The 18,625-nt window shown below is 69.9% G+C and carries 21 protein-coding genes; 11 read left to right on the top strand and 10 right to left on the bottom strand.

Going from position 1 to position 18,625, the window contains the following annotated elements:
- Positions 1–3: 3 nt before the first annotated feature.
- From pseI to ACQPXB_RS01340, 4 genes are read right to left on the bottom strand one after another with little or no spacing between them, the layout of a single operon-like run.
- Positions 4–1,053, bottom strand: coding sequence for a pseudaminic acid synthase (gene pseI, locus ACQPXB_RS01355; protein WP_432849167.1), 1,050 nt, complete (start codon positions 1,051–1,053; stop codon positions 4–6).
- Positions 1,054–1,085: 32 nt separating this feature from the next.
- A complete protein-coding gene (locus tag ACQPXB_RS01350; protein WP_432849166.1) occupies positions 1,086–1,547 on the bottom strand; it encodes a GNAT family N-acetyltransferase in 462 nt (153 codons plus the stop codon).
- Positions 1,544–1,990, bottom strand: a complete 447-nt coding sequence (locus ACQPXB_RS01345; protein ID WP_432849165.1) for a hypothetical protein — start codon at positions 1,988–1,990, stop codon at positions 1,544–1,546. Before ACQPXB_RS01345 ends, ACQPXB_RS01350 begins: the two co-directional genes overlap by 4 nt.
- A gap of 33 nt (positions 1,991–2,023) precedes the next feature.
- Entirely contained in the window at positions 2,024–2,653 is a 630-nt protein-coding gene (locus ACQPXB_RS01340) for a hypothetical protein (protein WP_432857217.1), read from the bottom strand.
- A gap of 144 nt (positions 2,654–2,797) precedes the next feature.
- Between ACQPXB_RS01340 and wzm the strand changes: the two genes are divergently transcribed.
- From wzm to glfT1, 3 genes are read left to right on the top strand one after another with little or no spacing between them, the layout of a single operon-like run.
- Complete coding sequence (gene wzm / locus ACQPXB_RS01335; RefSeq protein ID WP_366577258.1) at positions 2,798–3,763, top strand: galactan export ABC transporter permease subunit Wzm/RfbD; 966 nt, start codon at positions 2,798–2,800, stop codon at positions 3,761–3,763.
- A 3-nt stretch (positions 3,764–3,766) separates the two neighbouring features.
- Positions 3,767–4,582, top strand: a complete 816-nt coding sequence (gene wzt, locus ACQPXB_RS01330) for a galactan export ABC transporter ATP-binding subunit Wzt/RfbE (RefSeq protein WP_366577256.1) — start codon at positions 3,767–3,769, stop codon at positions 4,580–4,582.
- Positions 4,582–5,490, top strand: coding sequence for a galactofuranosyltransferase GlfT1 (gene glfT1, locus ACQPXB_RS01325; RefSeq protein ID WP_366577254.1), 909 nt, complete (start codon positions 4,582–4,584; stop codon positions 5,488–5,490). The genes wzt and glfT1 overlap by 1 nt, the downstream gene beginning before the upstream one ends.
- 53 nt (positions 5,491–5,543) lie before the next feature.
- Here the strand turns inward: glfT1 and ACQPXB_RS01320 are convergent, their stop codons facing one another.
- The 3 genes from ACQPXB_RS01320 to ACQPXB_RS01310 are packed head-to-tail and all read right to left on the bottom strand — an operon-like array spanning position 5,544 to position 7,845.
- Positions 5,544–6,641: a hypothetical protein gene (locus ACQPXB_RS01320; protein WP_366577252.1), complete on the bottom strand. Its 1,098-nt coding sequence runs from the start codon at positions 6,639–6,641 to the stop codon at positions 5,544–5,546.
- Entirely contained in the window at positions 6,638–7,066 is a 429-nt protein-coding gene (locus tag ACQPXB_RS01315; RefSeq protein WP_366577250.1) for a hypothetical protein, read from the bottom strand. The genes ACQPXB_RS01320 and ACQPXB_RS01315 overlap by 4 nt, the downstream gene beginning before the upstream one ends.
- 32 nt (positions 7,067–7,098) lie before the next feature.
- Entirely contained in the window at positions 7,099–7,845 is a 747-nt protein-coding gene (locus ACQPXB_RS01310) for an ESX secretion-associated protein EspG (RefSeq protein ID WP_366577248.1), read from the bottom strand.
- A gap of 135 nt (positions 7,846–7,980) precedes the next feature.
- Between ACQPXB_RS01310 and ACQPXB_RS01305 the strand changes: the two genes are divergently transcribed.
- The 6 genes from ACQPXB_RS01305 (at position 7,981) to ACQPXB_RS01280 (ending at position 12,812) form a co-directional block, all read left to right on the top strand.
- On the top strand, positions 7,981–8,223 hold the full coding sequence (locus tag ACQPXB_RS01305; RefSeq protein ID WP_366577246.1) for a hypothetical protein: 243 nt from the start codon (positions 7,981–7,983) through the stop codon (positions 8,221–8,223).
- Positions 8,224–8,377: 154 nt separating this feature from the next.
- Positions 8,378–8,905, top strand: coding sequence for a ribbon-helix-helix protein, CopG family (locus ACQPXB_RS01300; RefSeq protein WP_366577244.1), 528 nt, complete (start codon positions 8,378–8,380; stop codon positions 8,903–8,905).
- 75 nt (positions 8,906–8,980) lie between these two features.
- A complete protein-coding gene (locus ACQPXB_RS01295; protein WP_432849164.1) occupies positions 8,981–9,823 on the top strand; it encodes a DUF4097 family beta strand repeat-containing protein in 843 nt (280 codons plus the stop codon).
- Between the two features lie 27 nt (positions 9,824–9,850).
- Positions 9,851–10,801, top strand: coding sequence for an ATP-binding cassette domain-containing protein (locus ACQPXB_RS01290; RefSeq protein WP_366577239.1), 951 nt, complete (start codon positions 9,851–9,853; stop codon positions 10,799–10,801).
- The gene (locus ACQPXB_RS01285; RefSeq protein WP_386943581.1) at positions 10,798–11,598 is read left to right on the top strand and encodes an ABC transporter permease; all 801 of its coding nucleotides are present in this window, start codon (positions 10,798–10,800) and stop codon (positions 11,596–11,598) included. Before ACQPXB_RS01290 ends, ACQPXB_RS01285 begins: the two co-directional genes overlap by 4 nt.
- Positions 11,599–11,615: 17 nt before the next feature.
- Complete coding sequence (locus tag ACQPXB_RS01280) at positions 11,616–12,812, top strand: cytochrome P450 (protein WP_432849163.1); 1,197 nt, start codon at positions 11,616–11,618, stop codon at positions 12,810–12,812.
- Here ACQPXB_RS01280 and ACQPXB_RS01275 read toward each other — a convergent pair.
- The 3 genes from ACQPXB_RS01275 to ACQPXB_RS01265 all read right to left on the bottom strand — a co-directional run bounded on the left by ACQPXB_RS01275 (position 12,809) and on the right by ACQPXB_RS01265 (position 16,292).
- Positions 12,809–13,822, bottom strand: a complete 1,014-nt coding sequence (locus ACQPXB_RS01275) for an acyl-CoA dehydrogenase family protein (protein WP_432849162.1) — start codon at positions 13,820–13,822, stop codon at positions 12,809–12,811. The two genes, ACQPXB_RS01280 and ACQPXB_RS01275, sit on opposite strands and share 4 nt — an antisense overlap.
- 86 nt (positions 13,823–13,908) lie before the next feature.
- Entirely contained in the window at positions 13,909–15,819 is a 1,911-nt protein-coding gene (locus tag ACQPXB_RS01270) for a glycosyltransferase (RefSeq protein WP_366577231.1), read from the bottom strand.
- A gap of 5 nt (positions 15,820–15,824) precedes the next feature.
- A complete protein-coding gene (locus ACQPXB_RS01265; protein WP_366577229.1) occupies positions 15,825–16,292 on the bottom strand; it encodes a GtrA family protein in 468 nt (155 codons plus the stop codon).
- A 157-nt stretch (positions 16,293–16,449) separates the two neighbouring features.
- Here ACQPXB_RS01265 and ACQPXB_RS01260 point away from each other — a divergent pair, with 157 nt between their 5' ends.
- Both ACQPXB_RS01260 and ACQPXB_RS01255 read left to right on the top strand, forming a co-directional pair.
- The gene (locus ACQPXB_RS01260) at positions 16,450–17,823 is read left to right on the top strand and encodes an FAD-binding oxidoreductase (protein WP_366577227.1); all 1,374 of its coding nucleotides are present in this window, start codon (positions 16,450–16,452) and stop codon (positions 17,821–17,823) included.
- A complete protein-coding gene (locus tag ACQPXB_RS01255; protein ID WP_432849161.1) occupies positions 17,820–18,575 on the top strand; it encodes a decaprenylphospho-beta-D-erythro-pentofuranosid-2-ulose 2-reductase in 756 nt (251 codons plus the stop codon). The genes ACQPXB_RS01260 and ACQPXB_RS01255 overlap by 4 nt, the downstream gene beginning before the upstream one ends.
- Positions 18,576–18,625 lie beyond the last annotated feature (50 nt).

Genomic DNA, 18,625 nt, shown 5'->3' with positions numbered 1-18,625 from the left:
AGACTAGATCAGGTCCCAGGTCAAAGCGGTGCCTTTTGCCGCGTCCACGCGGAAGGTGCGGCCCAGGACGTTCGCGATCTCCGCCGGTGCCAGGCCGCCGGCGGGGCGGATGGACCGGACGTTCGCCGGCGTCACCTCGTCGCCCGCGCGGACGTCCGCCACGACGTACAGGGAGCGGCGCAGGCGGAGGCCTTCCTTCTCGCTCTCGCGCGGGCCGATCACCGGGCGGCCGAGGGCTTCCCACGCGCGGTGGCTCTCCACGACGAGCGCGGCCAGCTCGGCCGGCTCCAGCGAGAACTCCGAGTCCACGCCACCGTCGGCGCGGGCGAGCGTCACGTGCTTCTCGATCGCCACGGCGCCCAGCGCGACGGCGGCCAGCGGCGCGCCGATGCCCGGCGTGTGGTCGGACAGGCCGACGAGCGTGCCCGTGACGCCGGCGAGCACCGGCAGGCCGCGCAGGTTGCTTTCGGACGGCGAGGCCGGGTAGCTGGCGGTGCAGCCGAGCACGATGAGCTGGTCGTTGCCGGCGGCGCGAGCGGTCTGCACGGCCGCGTCGATCTCCGCGATGCTCGCCATGCCGGTCGAGATGACGAGCGGCTTGCCGGTGCGGGCGCACAGATCGATCAGCGGCAGGTCGACGATCTCCGAAGACGCGATCTTGTACGCCGGCACGTCCAGCGACTCCAGCAGCTCGACCGCCGTCGGGTCGAACGGGCTGGAGAACGCCTCCAGCCCGCGCGAGCGGGCGCGCTCGAAAATGGGTTCGTGCCATTCCCACGGGGTGTGGGCCTTTTCGTACAGCTTGTACAGATTTTCCCCGCCCCACAAGGAATGTCCGTCGCCGATGCGGAAGGCGGGGCCGTCGACGTCGATCGTGATCGTGTCGGGGCGGTAGGTCTGGAGCTTCACCGCCTGCGCGCCGGTGTCGGCGATCGCGTCGACGATCGCGAGCGCGCGGTCGAGGTCGCCGTTGTGGTTGCCGGACATCTCGGCGATGACGAACGGCGGCCGGTCCGGGCCGAGCGTGTGGGCGCCGATGCGGACTTCGGACATGGGTGGCGTCCTCCCGGTGGTGCGCGTGCGGGTCACCCCCGAGTCTTGCGCAGCCACCGGAAGCCGTCCTCGGCGGGCGCCGACTCGACGTATCCGGCGCGCTCGAACAACGCCGCCGAAGCCGCGTTGTCCTGGTGCACGGCCGCGAGGATCACGCGCACGTCCTCACGCTCGATGAGCACTCGTTCGCCGAGGGTGAGCACCGCGCGGGAAAGTCCCCGACCACGGCTCGCCGGAGCGAGCGTGATGCTGACTTCCCACTCCCCCGGCCGTTCCCGGTCGAACCGCACCGTGCCCACAGGCCCGTCGGCGTCGGAAACGACCAGCAGCAGCCGGTCCGGCGAAGCAAGCACGCCACGCAGCCACCGCAGGTGGTCGGCGAGCGCGATCACGCCGCTGGACCGCGACGCCTCCCGCGTGCGCGGGTCGTTGCGCCAGGCCAGCAGCAGCTCGGCGTCGGCCTCGGTGGCCTCGCGAGCCGCGAGCGGGCTCACTGGGCCGACGGCGCCAGGCGGTCGTCCTCGAGGCGGCGCAGCCGGTCCTCGTACCGCGCGATGCCGGCGAGCCGCACGCGGATCTGCGCGTGCTGGCGCTGGATCTCCTCGATCAGCGACCGCGACTCGGCGATTTCAGCACTGTCGGCGCGCGGGGTGAGCACCATCGACTCCCGCAGCGTCTCCAGCTGCGCCTCCTGCGCGGCGATGTGCGGGATGATCCGGTCGAGCTCGGCGCGCGTCCAGAGCAGGTCGCCACGGGCGTGTTCGAGACCGGACTCCGCCGCGTCGAGCCGGCGCCGGTGGTCGGCGGTGGCGTGCTCGAGGTCGTTCACGCGGTGGTTCAGGTCGCGGACCGTGTCACGCATGCGCTCTTCGATGCGGAAGTCGATGAGCCGGGCGATCCGGTTGAACAGGCCGGAACGGATTTTCTGGACTGCCATGGGGACGGTTCCTTCGGGATTCGGAAAACTGGGTCAGCGCAGCAGAATGGTGTCGCCGGTCCGGGTCCACGAGTCCAGCAGCCTGCCCTCGGCGGCGATCTGGTGCTCGGGACCCACGATGCAGGAATCGCCGGCGGCGTGCTCCCACGAAGTCTGGTTCGGGTTGTCGATGAACGAGAACCCGGTGAGGACCAGCTGCGCGTCCGGGAACGACGTGCGCGCGATCCACGCCGCGAGCGTGCCGGTGGTCGACCACGTCGACTCCGTGCGCGTCGGCAGGCCGAGCGCGTCGGACAGCGGCAGCACGACCTCGCGGTTGGGCACCGGCACGAACCCCAGGTCGGCGGGCCACCAGCCCGGCAGTGCCTCCGGTTCCCAGTGCAGCCGGCCCGGCTCCACCAGCAGGTACAGCCTGCTGCGGTAGTCACGGAAAACGTGGCGAGTGGCCCGCACGGCGCGGTTGAAGACCACCGCGTGGACCTTGCGCCCGGTCACGTCCGGACCTTCCGGCTCGTCGACGACGAAACCGTTGACGCGGATCACGAGATCGCAGTCGTCCACGGCCTTGGCCCGAGCCGGGTCCGGGCCCAATGGCTGGTTGCCGACGACCGCGACCGATTTGGGGTCGGGACGATCGGCGTACGCCGCGAGGAGATCGACCATCAAGCTCGCCGCACCGAGAGCAGCAGTCATGGGGCAAGAAACTACCAGGACACACCGTGTGTCCGGTGCGGCATCGACAGGTCGGGCGCCCGCGTGGGCCGGGGCGTCCCGAGGACGAGACCTCCGATCGGTACCCTCGTCCACGTGCATGCCACCAGCACGGTTCACGTAGCCGAACCCGAGGTCTCGATGCCGATGCCCCCTGCGTCGGACCGCAAGACGTTCTCCAGGGCGATCACCGACATCAAGGAGGGTCTCGCAGCCCGCGAGCTGTGGACCCACCTTGGCTGGCAGGACATCAAGCAGCGGTACCGCAGGTCCGTGATCGGTCCGTTCTGGATCACGATCAGCCAGGGCGTGATCGCGCTCGGGCTGGGCTTGCTGTATTCGCAGCTGTTCAACACGCCGATCCAGGTGTTCCTGCCGTACCTGTCGACGGGTTTCATCATCTGGGGCTTCATCCAGGGCTGCCTGAGTGAAGGCATGGAGACGTTCATCGCGAACGAGGGGATGATCAAGCAGCTCCCCGCGCCGCTGAGCGTCTACGTGCTCCGCACCGTCTGGCGCCAGACCCTGATGCTCGCGCACAACATGGTCGTGTACGTCGTACTGCTGATCATCTTCTTCGGTGCGCTGAACCAGCCGTACTCACTGGGTACCGAGCCGGGCTACCCCGAGGGAGCGTGCGCGCCGGATCTGTACTGCCACCCCGGCCTGAGCTGGAACATCTTCCTCGCCATCCCGGGCTTCGTGCTGCTCGGGCTCACCGCGTGCTGGGCCGCGCTGCTGCTGGGCATCATCTCGACGCGTTTCCGCGACATCCCGCAGGTGATCAACTCCCTGATCCAGCTGCTGTTCTACGGCACGCCGATCGTCTGGCCGGTCGACCAGCTCCTCGCGGGCGGCTCGCGCGACAGCGTTTCCTGGGCGCTGCCGTTCATCAAGGCCAACCCGCTCTACCACTACATGCAGGTGGTGCGCGCGCCGCTGATCGGGCAGACCGTGGGATGGACCAGCTGGGTCGTGGTGGGTGCCATCACGATCGTCGGCTGGGGACTCGCGCTCGTGGTCATGCGCAACTACCGCTCTCGCGTCTCGTATTGGGTGTGACACATGGTCAGCATTGACGTCCACAACGCGTTCGTCGACTTCCCGATCTTCGACGCCAAGACGCGGTCGATGAAGAAGCGCGTGCTCGGCAAGGTCGGCGGCAGGATCGGCACCGAGCAGAAGGTGCCGATCATCGAGGCGCTGCACGACGTGACGCTGCAGCTGCGCGAAGGCGACCGCGTGGGCCTGGTCGGCCACAACGGCGCCGGCAAGTCCACGCTGCTGCGCCTTCTGGCGGGCATCTACGAGCCCACCCGCGGCTCAGCCCGGATCGCCGGCAAGATCGCCCCGGTCTTCGACCTCGGCATCGGCATGGACCCGGAGATCTCCGGCGAGGAAAACATCATCATCCGCGGCCTCTTCCTCGGCATGACCGCCAAGGAGATGGAGAAGCGGGTCGACGACATCGCGGAGTTCACCGAGCTCGGCGACTACCTGCAGATGCCGCTGCGCACGTACTCGACGGGTATGCGCGTGCGGCTGGCGCTGGGTGTCGTCACCTCGATCGACCCCGAGATCCTGATCCTCGACGAGGGCATCGGCGCGGTCGACGCGGCGTTCCTCAACAAGGCCCGCGACCGCCTCAAGGACCTGGTGAAGCGCTCCGGCATCCTGGTTTTCGCGAGCCACTCCGACGAGTTCCTCTTCGAGCTGTGCGACTCCGCGATCTGGATGGACGAGGGCCACCTCAAGCAGCAGGGTTCGCTGCGCGAGGTCCTCACCGGCTACAAGGGCCGCGACCCGTTCGAGAACATGAGCCAGGAAGGCCTGGAGCGGCTCGGCATCGAGCCCGTGGGCACGAAGAACGGCGGGGAATGATGACCAGCGAGACCCAGCAGCTGCCCGAGGGCGCCGTCGTCGGCGTGGTGGTGACGCGCCACCGTCGTGAGCTGCTCGCGGACTCGCTGAAGATCATCGCCGCGCAGACGCGGCCGGTCGACCACCTCGTGGTGGTCGACAACGGCCCGGACCAGTCGGCGCGGGACGTCGTCGAGGCGTACCCGCTGCCGTACACGTACCTGCCGTCGCACCGGAACCTCGGTGGCGCCGGCGGGTTCGCGCTCGGCATGCTCCACGCGCTCGCCCTCGGCGCCGAGTGGGTCTGGCTCGCCGACGACGACGGCCGTCCCGCCGACGAGCACGTGCTGCAGATCCTGTTGGAGGAAGCCGAAAAGCGCGGCCTCGCGGAGATCTCGCCGGTGGTGGCGAACATCAACGCGCCGGCCAAGCTCGCGTTCCCGTTGCGGCGCGGACTGACGTGGAAGCGCTCGTCTGCGGAGCTGGGCACGGACTTCCTGCCGGGCATCGCGTCGCTCATGAACGGCGCGTTGTTCCGTTCGTCCACTTTGGACGTCACAGGCGTGCCGGACCTGCGCCTGTTCTTCCGCGGCGACGAGGTGGAGCTGCACCGCCGGCTCGTGCGCTCGGGCCTGCCGTTCGGCACGTCGCTGCGCACGACCTACCTGCACCCCGACGGCTCGGACGAGTTCAAGCCCATGCTGGGCGGGAAGTTCCACGCGCAGGACCCGGAGAACGAGGTCAAGCGCTACTACACCTACCGCAACCGTGGTTACCTGCTCTCGCAGCCGGGCATGCGCAAGATCGGTGCCCTGGAAGTGATCCGCTTCGGCTTGTACTTCGTGGGCGTGAAGCGCGACCCGAAGGCGTTCCTGCAGTGGCTGAAGCTGGTGCGCCAGGGCCGGGCGGAGAAGTTCTACCGGTACTGACGAACTCACGAAAACGGGCCCTCGACCAGTTCGAGGGCCCGTTTTTCGTAGGTCTACTCCCCGATCACGGGCGGAGCGGCACGAAGGTCGGCGCCGTACTCGTCGTCTTCGTCCACATGGGAGAAGAAGCGCGAGCCGTCCGCTTCGTCCTCTTCGTAGCGAGCGGCCCCGCCGCCCATCCCCATGCCCATGCCGGCCCGTGCGGGCGCGCCGCTGAGGCCACCCGCGGCAGCCGGTGCGGCGCCTTCTCCCGGGCCGAAGCTGCCGCCACGGCTGAACTTGGACTGGTACTCCTCGTCGGCGCCGAAGCCGCCGCCGGCGGCACCCATACCGCCGCCCATCGGCATCGCACCCATGGGCATGCCGCCGGCGCCCGAAGCGCCCGCGGCACCGGCCTGCTGCTGGCCCGCCGCGGGCTCGAAGCTCGACGCCGTGGTGGCCGTGTTGGGGGCGGGCGGCATGTGGCCGGAGCCCGTGATCTGGCTCGGCGCCGCCGAAACCTGGCCGCCGGAGTCGGAGCCACCGCCGCCGTGGTGGTCCGTGGAGGTCGCGGCGGGGAGGACGGCCGAAGCCGTGGACACGCTGCCCGCGCCGAACTTCGGCGGGTCCGCGAACACCGGCTGCTTCGACGCGGCCGCGTACAGCGAGTGGTCGTAGTCCGACATCGTCTGCGCGGCCTGCTCGTGCGCCGACTGGCTGGCCTGCTGCTTCTTCAGTGACTGGTCGACGGTGTCGCCGAGGTCGAAAGGCCCGGCCGAGGTCCAGTGCGCCATCTCGTCGGTCCAGTCGAACGGGATCGGCTCGGTCATCGCGTTGCGCGCGTGCTGCGCGGCCGTGCCCTGGTCGTCGACGGTCTGCGCGGCGAGCTTCGCGTTCTGCGCCGTGGCGTCGGCCCACGAGCCGAGCGTGGCGAAGTAGGCCTGCGCGCTCTCGGCCGCGGTGCCCTCCCACGAGCCCTTGGACTTGTTCACGGCCTCGGTCAGCTGCGTCGCGAAGTCGTCGAAAGCCTTGGTGACCTCGGTGTAAGCCGCGGAGACGTCGGCGACCTGCTTCGGGTCGAGGTTCATGGTCACGAACTGCTGGAGCTGCTCGTGGGTGTGGCCGAGGTAGTCGGCATCGGACGGCTCGAGCCCCGGCTGCGGCGCGGTCATGCGAGGTCCCCCGTCTTGTGGGCGGCGTGCGCGTCGACGGCGCTGTCCTCACCGGTGCGGTAGACGCCGCCGGCACGGGCGAGGGCCTCGTCGGCCTGCGTCAGCACGTCACGGAACTGCCCCAGGACCGACCGGACGGACCCGGTGTCCTGCGAAGCGGCCTTGAGGTCGTGGGCCGCGACCGCGTGCCCGTACGGGTGGCTCCCGAGCTGCGGGGCCTGGTCCAGCGCGGCCGTGGAACCGGTCAGCCGGTCCACGCGCGTCACCATGTCGGACAGCGCCTGGCGCAGCCCCTCGAGCGCTTCACCGGAGATGCTGAAGCTGCCCGACTTCGCGGCGTTCACGAGTTTCGTCGTCTCGGCCGCGGCAGCAGCGACGGCCTTCGGGTCCAGGCCGGCGACCTGTCCCGGCTCCACCAAGGTCATGACCCGAAGTCTACTGACGACAACGGCCGCGGTCAGGCGTTTGCGGAATACGCCTCCAGCTGCGTGAACAGCTGCTGGGCGAGGCGGTTGTTGTCGGCGGGCGCGTAGGTGAGCCAGCGCTGCCCGTCGTCGGCGACGCGGGTGCTGAGCAGGTAGCGGCCCAGCTCCGTGTCGAACCAGACGAGCGGCGGCTGCGCGCCGATCGTGAACTGCCCGACCCGAAGCCGGGGCTTCTCGAAGATCCGCTCGACGGACCTGAGCTGCGGGTTTCGCGGGGCGCTCGACGCGGCGAACGGGTCGTACCCGTCGCGACGGGGCTGCTTCGCCGGGCGCGTGATCGTCACGGACTGGCCGGGCGCGGCGGCGCCGGGCGGCAGAAGGTCGACCAGCGCCGGCACGAGACCGGTCGGGCGGATCTGCTCGAAGACGAACATGCCGTCGTCCTGCTTCACCAGCACGGCCTGGTCGCCGGTGGACGCGACGCGGGCGAAGAGCTGCCCCGCGCCCTGTTGCCGACCGTCGAGCTGCGCCGTCGCGGTGACGGCGAGCCGGCCGCGGGCGAACGTGGTGAGCGCCAGCTCCAGGTCGTCGTCGAGGTAACCGCGGTGCACCAGCCCCCGGTTGTCGAGGTCGCGCAGCACGGCGTCGCGCACGCCCGCGCGTTCCTGGCCGGTGATGCCGATGTGCGCCACCGAAAACGGGGCCGGCGTGCGGCCGAGACCCTGCCGCTCCAGCAGCAGGTCCACCGCCGCGGGTGACAACGTGAACGAGTACGGCATCGTCCGTCCCTAGGTCGGGTTTCCGCCACGAAACGCTAGCCGACGCCGCGCGGGCGCCGCACCCGGACCGGTGAAGTGCTCTGCTGTGCGCGAACCCGCTTGCCGCCGGTGATCGCGCGCTGGTGGCATGGAGTCATGGCTGATCCGAAACCCGCGCTCGTCCTGCACCTCTCCTCCGGTGGCGAACCGCTGATCTTCCCCATCACCACCGACGAATCCGCCGGCGTGGAGGAGAAGATCCCCGACCTGCTCAAGCACGGCGGGGTCCACTCCGTGCGGACGCGCGACGGCAACACCGTGTCGGTGAACTTCGTCCATGTGGCCGCCGCGTACGTCGACGATCTGAGCCGGAAGGGGAAGTTCGGGCTCTCGGTCTAGCCCGCCGTTCTGGGGGAGGTGACACATCCAGGTCAGGGTCGAAACGGCCCTGACCTGTGCTTTTTCCACGTGAGCGCGCTTGAGTGCCACCCTTGGCACAAATCTGAGCCACTTTGGCATTGCGGTGGTGCCACCCGAGTGCCATAGTTGTGCCATGGACTTGACCACGTACGTCAGCAACCTCGGGCGAGAGTTCGCCACGCTGGCCGAAGCCGGCGGCGAGGAATCGCGTGAGCTGGTCGAGCGGCTGACCGGGTCGCTCGAGTCGGCGATCCGGATGACGCTGCTGGACGCGCTGTCGGCCGCCGCCGACGAGATCACTCGCGACCTGGCTCCGGGATCCGTGGAGCTGCGCCTGCGTGGCCGCGATCCGCAGTTCGTCGTGACCACGCCGCCGGCCGAGCCGCTCGAGCTCGCGGCCGAAGACACGACCGCGGCCGCCACTGGGGAGAGCGAACTGCTCATCTCCGAAGACGGTCCGGCTGCACGCATCAACGTGCGCCTGCCCGAACAGCTCAAGGCCGCCGTCGAGGAGGCCGCGGGCAAGGAGGGGCGCTCCGTCAACGCCTGGCTCGTCCGGGCGGCCGCCACGGCCTTGCAGCGCACCGACCGCGACCAGCGCGTCGAGCCGCCGAGCAGCGGCAAGCGGACGAAGCAGAGCTTCACCGGCTGGGTCCGCTAACACCTTTCCGCACCACTTCACCTCACGTCCCTGACCTGCGGGGACGGTTCACCGACACAAGTTCTGGAGACAGCCATGCCCAAATTCGAAACCCCCGACCCGATCTCCGTCACCGTCGACCTCAGCGTCGGCGACGTGCAGATCTCCGCGAGCGACCGGCTCGACACCGTCGTCCACGTCCGCCCGAGCGACGAGAACGACGAGTCCGACGTGAAGGCCGCGCAGCAGGTCCGCGTCGACTACAGCAACGGCACGCTCACGGTCACCGGCTCGAAGCGCACGTTCGACTTCTCCCGCAAGACCCGCGCGGTCGACGTGACCATCGAGCTGCCCACCGGGTCCGCGGTGAACGCCGAACTGCAGGCGGGCGACTTCCGCACCGCCGGCGTCCTCGGCGAGAGCCGGTTCAAGACCTCGGCCGGCAACGCCCGGATCGACCGCACCGGCCCGCTGCACCTGTCCACTTCGGCCGGTCACGTCACCGTCGACGGCGTGGCGGGCAACGCCGAGATCTCCAGCGGCACCGGCAAGATCCGGATCGGCGCGATCGACGGCACCGCGGTGGTCAAGAACTCCAACGGCGAGACCACGATCGGCTCCGTCGGCGGCGACGCGCGGGTGCGCTCGGCCAACGGCGACATCACCGTCGAGCGCGCGGGCGCCGGCGTCGACGCGAAGACGTCGGCCGGCCTCATCCGCCTCGGCGAGATCGTGCGCGGCGCCGTGACGCTCGAAACCTCCATGGGGGACCTGGAAATCGGGGTCGCCGAGGGCACCGCGGCCTGGCTTTCCGTGACGACCGGCTTCGGCCACGTGCGCAACCTGATGGAAAACGCCACCCGCCCCGAGGAAGCCGACGAGACCGTCGAGGTGCGCGGCCGCACCTCCTACGGCGACGTGATCATCCGCCGCGCCTGACTTTTTCTTTCCAGCGAAGGGGAAACCATGACCAGCAACCACGCCATCTCCGCCACGGGGCTGCGCAAGTCCTACGGCGACCACGTCGTGCTCGACGGCCTCGACCTCACTGTTCCGGAAGGCACCGTGTTCTCGTTGCTCGGCGCGAACGGCGCCGGCAAGACCACCGCCGTGAAGATCCTGTCCACGCTGATCAACGCCGACGCCGGCGACGTGCGGGTGGCCGGGCACGACCTCGTCCGCGAACCCGACGCGGTGCGCGCCGCGATCGGCGTCACCGGCCAGTTCTCCGCCGTGGACAACCTGCTCACGGGTGAGGAGAACCTGCTGCTGATGGCGGATCTCAACCACCTCGGCCGGGCCGACCGGCGCCGCCGCACCGCGCAGCTGCTGGAGCAGTTCGACCTCACCGAGGCGGGCAAGAAGCCGGCGTCGACGTACTCCGGCGGCATGCGGCGGCGGCTCGACCTGGCGATGACGCTGGTCGGCAGCCCGCGGCTGATCTTCCTGGACGAGCCGACCACCGGTCTGGACCCGCGCAGCCGTCGCAACATGTGGCAGATCGTCCGCGGCTTGGTGGCGGACGGCGTCACGATCTTCCTGACGACGCAGTACCTCGACGAGGCCGACGAGCTGGCCGACCGCATCGCGGTGCTCGACCATGGCCGGATCGTCGCCGAGGGCACCGCGGACGAGCTCAAGCGCCGCATCCCCGGCGGGCACGTCCGGCTGCGCTTCGCCGACCCGCGCGGCCTCGACGCGGCCGTGATCACGCTCGACGACGCGTCGCGCGACAACGACTCGCTCACCCTGCGCGTGCCCAGCGACGGCAGCCTGCGCTCGCTCAAGGCCCTCATCGGCCGGCTCGACGACCAGGCCATCGAGGTCGACGAGCTGTCCGTGCACACCCCCGATCTCGACGACGTTTTCCTCGCCCTCACCGGCAACCCCGCGAACGAGAAGGTGACGACCCGATGACTACCCTCACGGCCCCCGGCCTGAAGTTCCAGCCGCTGCGCGACTCGGCGACGATGCTGCGCCGCAACCTCAAGCACATGCTGCGCTACCCGTCGATGACGCTGATGCTCGTCGGGATGCCCGTGGTCTTCCTGCTGCTGTTCGTCTACGTCTTCGGCGGCACCATGGGCGCCGGAATCGGCGGCGGCCGCGAGACCTACGTGAACTACGTGGCGCCGGCGATCATCCTGATGACCGTGACGGCCACCGTCCAGGGCACGGCGATCTCGGTCGCGATGGACATGACCGAGGGCGTGATCGCCCGGTTCCGGACCATGCACATCGCCCGCGTCTCGGTGCTGACCGGACACGTGCTCGGCAGCGTGATCCAGGCGGCGTTCACCCTCGCCATCGTGATCGGCGTGGCCTTACTCGTCGGCTTCCGCCCCACCGCCGGCCTCGGCGGCTGGCTGGCGACGGGCGGATTCCTGCTGGTGGTGACGTTTGCGCTCGTGTGGCTCTCGGTCGCGCTCGGCCAGGTCAGCAAGAGCGTCGAGACGGCCAGCAACCTGCCGATGCCGCTGATCCTGCTGCCCTTCCTCGGAAGCGGCTTCGTCCCCACCGACTCCATGCCCGCCGGCCTGCGCTGGTTCGCCGAGTACCAGCCGTTCACGCCGATCATCGAGACCCTGCGCGGCCTGCTGATGGACAAGCCGGTCGGCGACAACGCGTGGTTCGCACTGGGGTGGTGCGCGGTGATCGCGCTGGGCGGTTACTTGTGGTCGAAGAGGTTGTTCAACCGCGAATACGCCCACTGAGCCGGAAGGGACCCGAGATGACGCACCTGTCCGAACTGCCGACCGACCGTCCCGCCGGCTGTCCCTTCGACCCGCCCGCGGAGCTGGGCCCGATCCGCGAGCGGCACCCGGTGGTCCGCCTGACCTACCCCGACGGCCACGAGGGCTGGCTCGTCACCGGCTACGCGCAGGTCCGTGCGGTGCTGGCCGACCAGCGCTTCAGCTCCCGCTACGAACTGGCGCACTACCCGATGCCCGGTCTGGAGGGCATCGAGGTGCCACCCGCGACGCCCGGCGACCTGACCGGCGTCGACGACCCGGAGCACTCCCGCTACCGCAAGCTCCTGACCGGCCGGTTCACCGTCCGGCGGATGCGGCAGCTGACCGAACGCGTCGAGCAGGTCACCGCCGAGCACCTGGACGCGATGGCCCGGCAGGGGCCCGTGGTGGACCTGGTCCAGGCCTTCGCCCACCCTGTGCCCGCTGTGATGATCTGCGAGCTGCTGGGGGTGCCCTACGCCGACCGCGAGTCGTTCCAGGGCCACGCCGCCGCGGTGTCCGATGTGGACGCCGCTCCCGAAGAACGCTTCGCCGCGTACGGCAAGCTGCAGGAGTACGTCGCCCGGCTGGTCCCGGCCAAACGCGCCGAGCCGACCGACGACATCCTCAGCGAGCTGACCACCAGCGACCTCACCGACGAGGAGCTGGCCGGCCTCGCCACCTTCCTGCTGGGCGCCGGCCTCGACACGACCGCGAACATGCTGGCGCTGGGCACCTTCGCCCTGCTCCAGCACCCCGAGCAGCTCGCCGCGCTGCGCGCCGACCCGGACCTCGCCGACAAGGCCGTCGAGGAGCTGCTGCGGTACCTGAGCATCACGCACACCGGCGTGCGGGCGGCGCTGGAGGACGTCGAGCTCGACGGGCAGCTGATCAAGGCGGGCGAGTCGGTCACGCTGTCCGTGCAGGCCGGCAACCGCGACCCGCAGCGGTTCGCCGACCCCGACACGCTCGACCTCAGCCGGGGCGGCCCCGGGCACCTGACGTTCGGCCACGGCATCCACCAGTGCCTCGGCCAGCAGCTGGCCCGCGTCGAGCTCCGCGTCGCATTGCCGGCGCTGGCCAGGCGCTTCCCGTCGCTGCGGCTGGCCGTCGCACCCGAGGACGTGCGGCTGCGGCCAGGGCACCAGAACATCTACGGCGTGCAGCGGCTGCCGGTCACCTGGGACCAGGGCTAGCGCCGGGCCAGGGCCAGCAGGCCGTCGCGGATTTCCGGGCGGCTGGCGGCCACCAGGAGGAACGTGGCCTCGCGCACCAGCCGGCCCGCGTGCTCGCCGGTGAGCACGGAGCGGCTGCCCGTGGCGGCCACGAGGGCGCCCGCGCTGCGGTAGGCCAGCTCGGCGCCGGCTGCGCGGGCGGCGGGGAGCGAGGCGGGGTCGGTGAGGCCTGAGTCCAGGCGGATGCGGATCTGCGACTGGTCGGCGCGCAGGGCGGCCGCCGTCTCGGTCCGGCCCAGGTCGGAGAGCAGGCGGGCACAGCGTTCGGACAGGCCGAGCGGGGCGCAGCCGTTGAGCCGCGACGCGAAGGTGTTCCCCGCGACGAAGTCGGCGTGCGAGACCTCGGCGAGCACGCGTTCGGCGGGTACGTAGTAGTCGTCCAGTCCGATTCGGACGGTCGAGGTCCCTTGTGCGGCAATCAGGCGCAGCGGACTGGCGTGAAGTCCGTGGCCCGCCACCGGCGCCACCACGGTCGTGACGACCGTGTCCTCGGGGGTCCGGCCCGAGAGCATCAGCAGATCGATCCCGCCCCACCCGCTCACGAACGGGGCCTCCCCGTCGAAGCGGAAGCCGTCGCTGACCCGCCGGGCCCGGGTTCGCGGCGGCGTCGGGATCACGCCGGCGTACGCGACGCCCGCCCGGACGGTGCCCTTGACCAGGTCGGCGAGGTACTGCGACCGCAGTGCCTCGTTGGCCGAACCGGACAGGGCGGCGACGAGGCCGTGGTGCTGGACCCAGGTGAACGTGGTGCTCAGGCACCCGCCGGCCAGCGTCTCGATCACGGCGACGAGCTCGGCCAGGCCCGCGCCGGGGCCGCCGACCTCGGGGGGTGCGGCGAGGCCGTAGAGCCCGGCCTCGGCCAGCGCGTCGAAGTGCGACCGCGGCACCTCGCCACGCAGGTCGACCTGTGCGGCGGCGGGGAACAGCACGTCATCGGCGAGGGCCCGCGCTCGGGCGACGAGGTTCGACACAGAAATTAGGGTAACCTAACTTCGACGAAACGCCAGATACGACGAAGGCCACCACAGATCAGTGGTGGCCTTCGTCGTGAAAAGAATCAGAGCTCGTACAGCCGCTTCCAGTTCTCCCGCGACGTCAGCTCCGGCATCGCGCGCTTGTACTGCTCCTGCACGCCCGCGCCTTCCTTGCGCAGCCGCTGGATCACGCGAGCGCCACGGCGGGCGAGGTCGAACATCTTCACCTTGTCGTACGTGCGCACGCGCACGCCTTCCTGCGAAGCGTCCGTGACCACGGCCGTGTCGAACAGCGCGATGTGCCACCAGTGCGCCTCGTCGATCGGCACCGCGCCGAGGCCGAAGCGGCTGCGGCCGAGCACGCGGTCGACCACGCGCTTGATCAGCACCAGGCGCTGCATGCTGGGCCGCGGCGCGCTGTTGATGATGCCGATGTCGTTGGACGCGATGCCCGGGACGTCGGTGGCCTTGTGGCGCTTGGTCTCCGGGTACGCCTCGCGGATCCGGCGGATCTCCTTCATCGCCGCGACACCGCCGTCACGCAGGACCTCCGGCCCCTCGAGGAAGTCCTCGACAGCCTTGATCAGCGTGGCCGACAGGCCGTACTGCATGCCCAGCAGGTAGCGCACCAGCTGCGCGAGCAGCACGCGCGAAAGCAGGTTCAGGTTGAACGGCGAGTGCAGCGCGGCGGTGATGATCGAGTTGCGCAGGTTGAAGTACCGGTGCCACTCGTCCCAGTCCTTCCAGTGGAAGTCCGCGTGCCACACGCCGGCGCCCGGCAGGGTCACCGTAGGGAAGCCGTACTCGCGGGCGCGGTAGGAGTACTCCGCGTCGTCCCACTGGAAGAAGAACGGCATCGGGTAACCGATGGCCTTCACGACCTCGTAGGGGATCAGGCACGACCACCAGCCGTTGTACCCGGCGTCGAGGCGGCGCTCCTGGCGGTTGGGCTTGAGGGTCTCCTCGTCGACGCCCAGCAGGTCGGCCGTGGACAGCGAGTGCGTGACCGGCTGGCCCGGCTCCAGCGTGTTCAGGCGCGCGTACTCGGCGCCGACGTGCAGCTGGTTCGGGTGCAGCAGGTTGAGCATCTGGCCGCCGACGATGATCGGGTTGGCCGAGCGGTTGGAGAACGCCGTCATGCGCACGACGAGGTCCGGCTCCAGGAGCACGTCGTCGTCCATGAACAGCACGTTGGCGTGCTCGGTGGCGGTGTGGCCGGCCACCTCGTATAGGCCGCGGGTGAAGCCGCCGGCGCCGCCGAGGTTGGGCTGCTTGATGTAGTGCAGCTTGTCGCCGAGGTCCTTCGCGACCTGCTCGAAGCCGTCCCGCGACTCGACGAGGTCGGTGCCCTGGTCGGCGACGTAGATGGCATCGAGCGTGTGCAGCGACGACACGTCGGCGGCGAGCGCCTGCAGGTTCTTGAGGCAGTCGTCCGCGCGGTTCATCGTGCAGATGGTCACCGCGGTCGGGCGGATCTTCTCCGGTGCGTCGACCGTCCAGCGGACCTGCTCGACGCGCAGCGTCTGGCCGCCCTCGGTCTCGAGGTCGAGCCACAGCGCGCCGCCGTCGTAGAACTTGTCGAGGCTCGCGGCCATCGTGACCTTGCGGGCCTTGGCGCCGGAGACCTGCTCGGCGTTGACCACGCGGGCGTCGCCCTGGAGGTCGGACGCGCCGACCGAGAGCAGGCCGTCGCCGCTGACCACGGCTTCCACGGTGACCGAGGTGACCGTGGTCCAGCGCTGCCAGTAGCTGGCCGGGAAGCGGCCGAAGTAGGTGTTGCCGGTGACCTTCGACGACGGTTCGACGGTGAGCGCGTCGCGGTCACGCACCGCGGAGCCCCATTCGAGCTCGGCGTAGAGGTCCTTGCTGACGATCGGCGCCGGGCCGGCGTACAGCCCGCGCTGGGCCGTCAGCCTCCCTTCGGGCGCGTGCTCCGCGAACCGGGTCTCGCCTTCGGGGGCCGCCTCCGCGACCGGGGCTGCTTTACCGGGCATCGAACTCAGTTCTCCTTTACCGGCCGCTCACGAAACACGACCCACTTGAGCATGACGAAATTGATCACGGTCGCCGTCGCCTGTGACACGACCCAGCCGAACGTGGCCTTCCACGTCGACTCCGGGAGCAGGTGCAGCATCCACTGGTTCACGCCGACCGCCACGAGGAACGTGACGGCGTAAAGCAGGATGAAGCTGCCGATCTGCGTGCCGCCATCGCGACGGCCGCCGGCGAACGTGAACCGGCGATTCAGGAAGAACGCCGTGGTCGTGCCCACGACGAAGCTGATCGCGCGAGCGATGTCGACCCACGGCACCGCGTCCATGCCGACGGCCCTGAGCAGCGAGTACGTACCCAGGTCCAGCAGCGCGCAGAACCCGCCGATCAGCCCGAAGCGGATGAGCTGGCCGAGCAGACCGGGGCCCGTCGGTGTTGTCACCGTCGTCTCACTCTGCGGTTCAGTAGCCACCACTGGAATACCTTCTCGGCTCGATGCGTCGTCGTCTCGGGAAGCCCTGTCCGTGTCGACTTTGACGCGCGGACGCTTGTGCCTTGATGCGCAAAGTGTAGAAGCGGTCACTTGCACGCCACGTTCCGGGCGGTGTTCGGCGTGGCTATACGCTGGTCGGGTGACCCAGACACCCGACACACAGCGACGCACGCTCACCGGCTGGGGCCGCACCGCCGGGACCGTCGCCGACGTCCTGAGCACGCCTGATGTCGAGACCATCGCCGCCGCCGTCGCGTCGGCCGGCCCCCGCGGGGTCATCGCGCGCGGCCTCGGCCGCTCCTACGGCGACCCGGCGCAGAACGCCGGCGGGCTCGTGGTCGACATGACCGTGCTCGACCGCATCCACTCGATCGACCCCGGCTCCGGGCTGGTCGACCTCGACGCCGGCGTGAGCCTCGACAAGCTGATGCGCGAGGCGCTCCCCCACGGCCTGTGGGTGCCGGTGCTGCCGGGCACGCGCCAGGTGACGATCGGCGGCGCGATCGCCAACGACATCCACGGCAAGAACCACCACTCGGCCGGCAGCTTCGGCAACCACGTGGTGTCGATGGATCTGCTCACGGCCGACGGCAAGGTCCGCACGCTCACTCCGGAGGGCGACGAGGCGGAGCTGTTCTGGGCGACCGTGGCCGGCATCGGCCTCACCGGCATCATCACGCGCGCCACGATCCGGATGAAAAAGACGGAGTCGGCGTATTTCTACGTGGACGCCGACCGCACGTCGAGCCTCGACGAGACGCTCGCGCTGTTCACCGACGGTTCGGACCTCAACTACGACTACTCGATGTCGGTCCCGGACCTGATCTCGTCCGACTCACGCCTGGGCCGGGCCACGTTCTCGCGCGGCTCGCTCGCCACGCTGGACCAGCTGCCCGCGAAGCTGCGCAGCGAGCCGCTGAAGTTCGACGCGCCGAAGCTCGCGACACTGCCCGACGTGTTCCCCAATGGCCTGGGCAACAAGCTCACCTTCGGCCTGATCAACGAGCTGTGGCAGAAGACCGTGCCCAAGAAGGGCGTGCGCGGCAAGGTCCAGAACCTGACGCAGTTCTACCACCCGCTGGACATGATCTCGGAGTGGAATCGCGCGTACGGTTCCAAGGGCTTCCTGCAGTACCAGTTCTCGGTGCCGTTCGGCGCGGAAGACCAGCTCAAGGCCATCTGCCGCCGGATCGCGACGTCGGGGCACTACTCGTTCCTCAACGTGTTCAAGCGCATGGGCGACGCCAACCCGGCGCCGATGTCGTGGCCCTCGCCCGGCTGGATGCTGAGCGTGGACTTCCCGATCAAGGCCGGCCTGAGCCGGTTCTGCCTCGAGCTCGACGACGAGGTGCTCGCCGCGGGCGGCCGCCTGTACACCGCGAAGGACTCGCGGACCACGGCGGAGACGTTCGCGAAGATGTACCCGCGGCTCGAAGAGTGGCGCAAGGTCCGCGCCGCCGTTGACCCCGAAGGCGTTTTCGCCTCTGACATGAGCCGGAGGCTCGCACTGTGATCGACGCCGTTGGCAACCCCCAGTCCCTGCTGCTGCTCGGCGGCACGTCCGACATCGCGCTGGCCATCGCGGAGAAGTACCTCGCGGAGAAGCCGCTGCGGGTCGTGCTGGCCGCGCGTCCGTCGCCCCGGCTCGACGCCGCGGCGCAGCGCCTGAAGGACCGCGGCGCCGAGGTGTCCACTGTGGACTTCGACGCGAAGGACACGGCTTCGCACCCGGCCGTGCTCGACCGCGCGTTCGCCGGCGGCGACATCGACGTGGCCGTGGTCGCGTTCGGCCTGCTCGGCGATCCCGAGGAGGTCTGGCAGGACCACGCCAAGGCCGTGGAGCTGGCGACGGTGAACTACGCGGCCGCCGTGTCGGTGGGTGTGGCGCTGTCGGAGAAGCTCAAGGCGCAGGGCCACGGCACGATCATCGCGCTGTCGTCGGTGGCCGGTGAGCGCGTGCGGCGCTCGAACTTCGTCTACGGCTCCACCAAGGCCGGGTTCGACGGCTTCTACCTAGGCCTCGGCGAGGCGCTCGCCGACCACGGCGTGCAGGTCACCGTCGTCCGCCCAGGGCACGTGAAGACGAAGATGACGGCCGGGCTGAAGGACGCCCCGCTGGCGCAGACGGCCGAGCAGGTGGCCGACATCGCCGTGACCGCCGCGCGCACCGGCAAGGACCTGGTGTGGGCGCCGGCGCAGTTCCGGCTGGTCATGTCGGTGCTGCGGCACGTGCCGCGCCCGATTTTCCGGAAACTGCCGATCTGACCGGGAACTCCCGAGGCGGGACCTTCGTCGCATATGGTGGACGAAGGTCT

It is taken from the genome of Amycolatopsis sp. CA-161197 (assembly GCF_050942255.1).
Taxonomy (GTDB): domain Bacteria; phylum Actinomycetota; class Actinomycetes; order Mycobacteriales; family Pseudonocardiaceae; genus Amycolatopsis.
The sequence above is the reverse complement of the archived record's forward strand: the minus strand, read 5'-3'. Positions and strand labels throughout refer to the sequence as shown.

What these genes read in the sequence shown, in the direction of transcription:
- pseI (WP_432849167.1), bottom strand. Translation starts at nt 1,053, where the DNA reads ATGTCCGAAGTCCGCATCGGCGCCCACACGCTCGGCCCGGACCGGCCG.
- ACQPXB_RS01345 (WP_432849165.1), bottom strand. Translation starts at nt 1,990, where the DNA reads ATGGCAGTCCAGAAAATCCGTTCCGGCCTGTTCAACCGGATCGCCCGG.
- ACQPXB_RS01340 (WP_432857217.1), bottom strand. Translation starts at nt 2,653, where the DNA reads ATGGTCGATCTCCTCGCGGCGTACGCCGATCGTCCCGACCCCAAATCG.
- wzt (WP_366577256.1), top strand. Translation starts at nt 3,767, where the DNA reads ATGGTCAGCATTGACGTCCACAACGCGTTCGTCGACTTCCCGATCTTC.
- glfT1 (WP_366577254.1), top strand. Translation starts at nt 4,582, where the DNA reads ATGACCAGCGAGACCCAGCAGCTGCCCGAGGGCGCCGTCGTCGGCGTG.
- ACQPXB_RS01320 (WP_366577252.1), bottom strand. Translation starts at nt 6,641, where the DNA reads ATGACCGCGCCGCAGCCGGGGCTCGAGCCGTCCGATGCCGACTACCTC.
- ACQPXB_RS01315 (WP_366577250.1), bottom strand. Translation starts at nt 7,066, where the DNA reads ATGACCTTGGTGGAGCCGGGACAGGTCGCCGGCCTGGACCCGAAGGCC.
- ACQPXB_RS01310 (WP_366577248.1), bottom strand. Translation starts at nt 7,845, where the DNA reads ATGCCGTACTCGTTCACGTTGTCACCCGCGGCGGTGGACCTGCTGCTG.
- ACQPXB_RS01305 (WP_366577246.1), top strand. Translation starts at nt 7,981, where the DNA reads ATGGCTGATCCGAAACCCGCGCTCGTCCTGCACCTCTCCTCCGGTGGC.
- ACQPXB_RS01300 (WP_366577244.1), top strand. Translation starts at nt 8,378, where the DNA reads ATGGACTTGACCACGTACGTCAGCAACCTCGGGCGAGAGTTCGCCACG.
- ACQPXB_RS01295 (WP_432849164.1), top strand. Translation starts at nt 8,981, where the DNA reads ATGCCCAAATTCGAAACCCCCGACCCGATCTCCGTCACCGTCGACCTC.
- ACQPXB_RS01290 (WP_366577239.1), top strand. Translation starts at nt 9,851, where the DNA reads ATGACCAGCAACCACGCCATCTCCGCCACGGGGCTGCGCAAGTCCTAC.
- ACQPXB_RS01285 (WP_386943581.1), top strand. Translation starts at nt 10,798, where the DNA reads ATGACTACCCTCACGGCCCCCGGCCTGAAGTTCCAGCCGCTGCGCGAC.
- ACQPXB_RS01280 (WP_432849163.1), top strand. Translation starts at nt 11,616, where the DNA reads ATGACGCACCTGTCCGAACTGCCGACCGACCGTCCCGCCGGCTGTCCC.
- ACQPXB_RS01270 (WP_366577231.1), bottom strand. Translation starts at nt 15,819, where the DNA reads ATGCCCGGTAAAGCAGCCCCGGTCGCGGAGGCGGCCCCCGAAGGCGAG.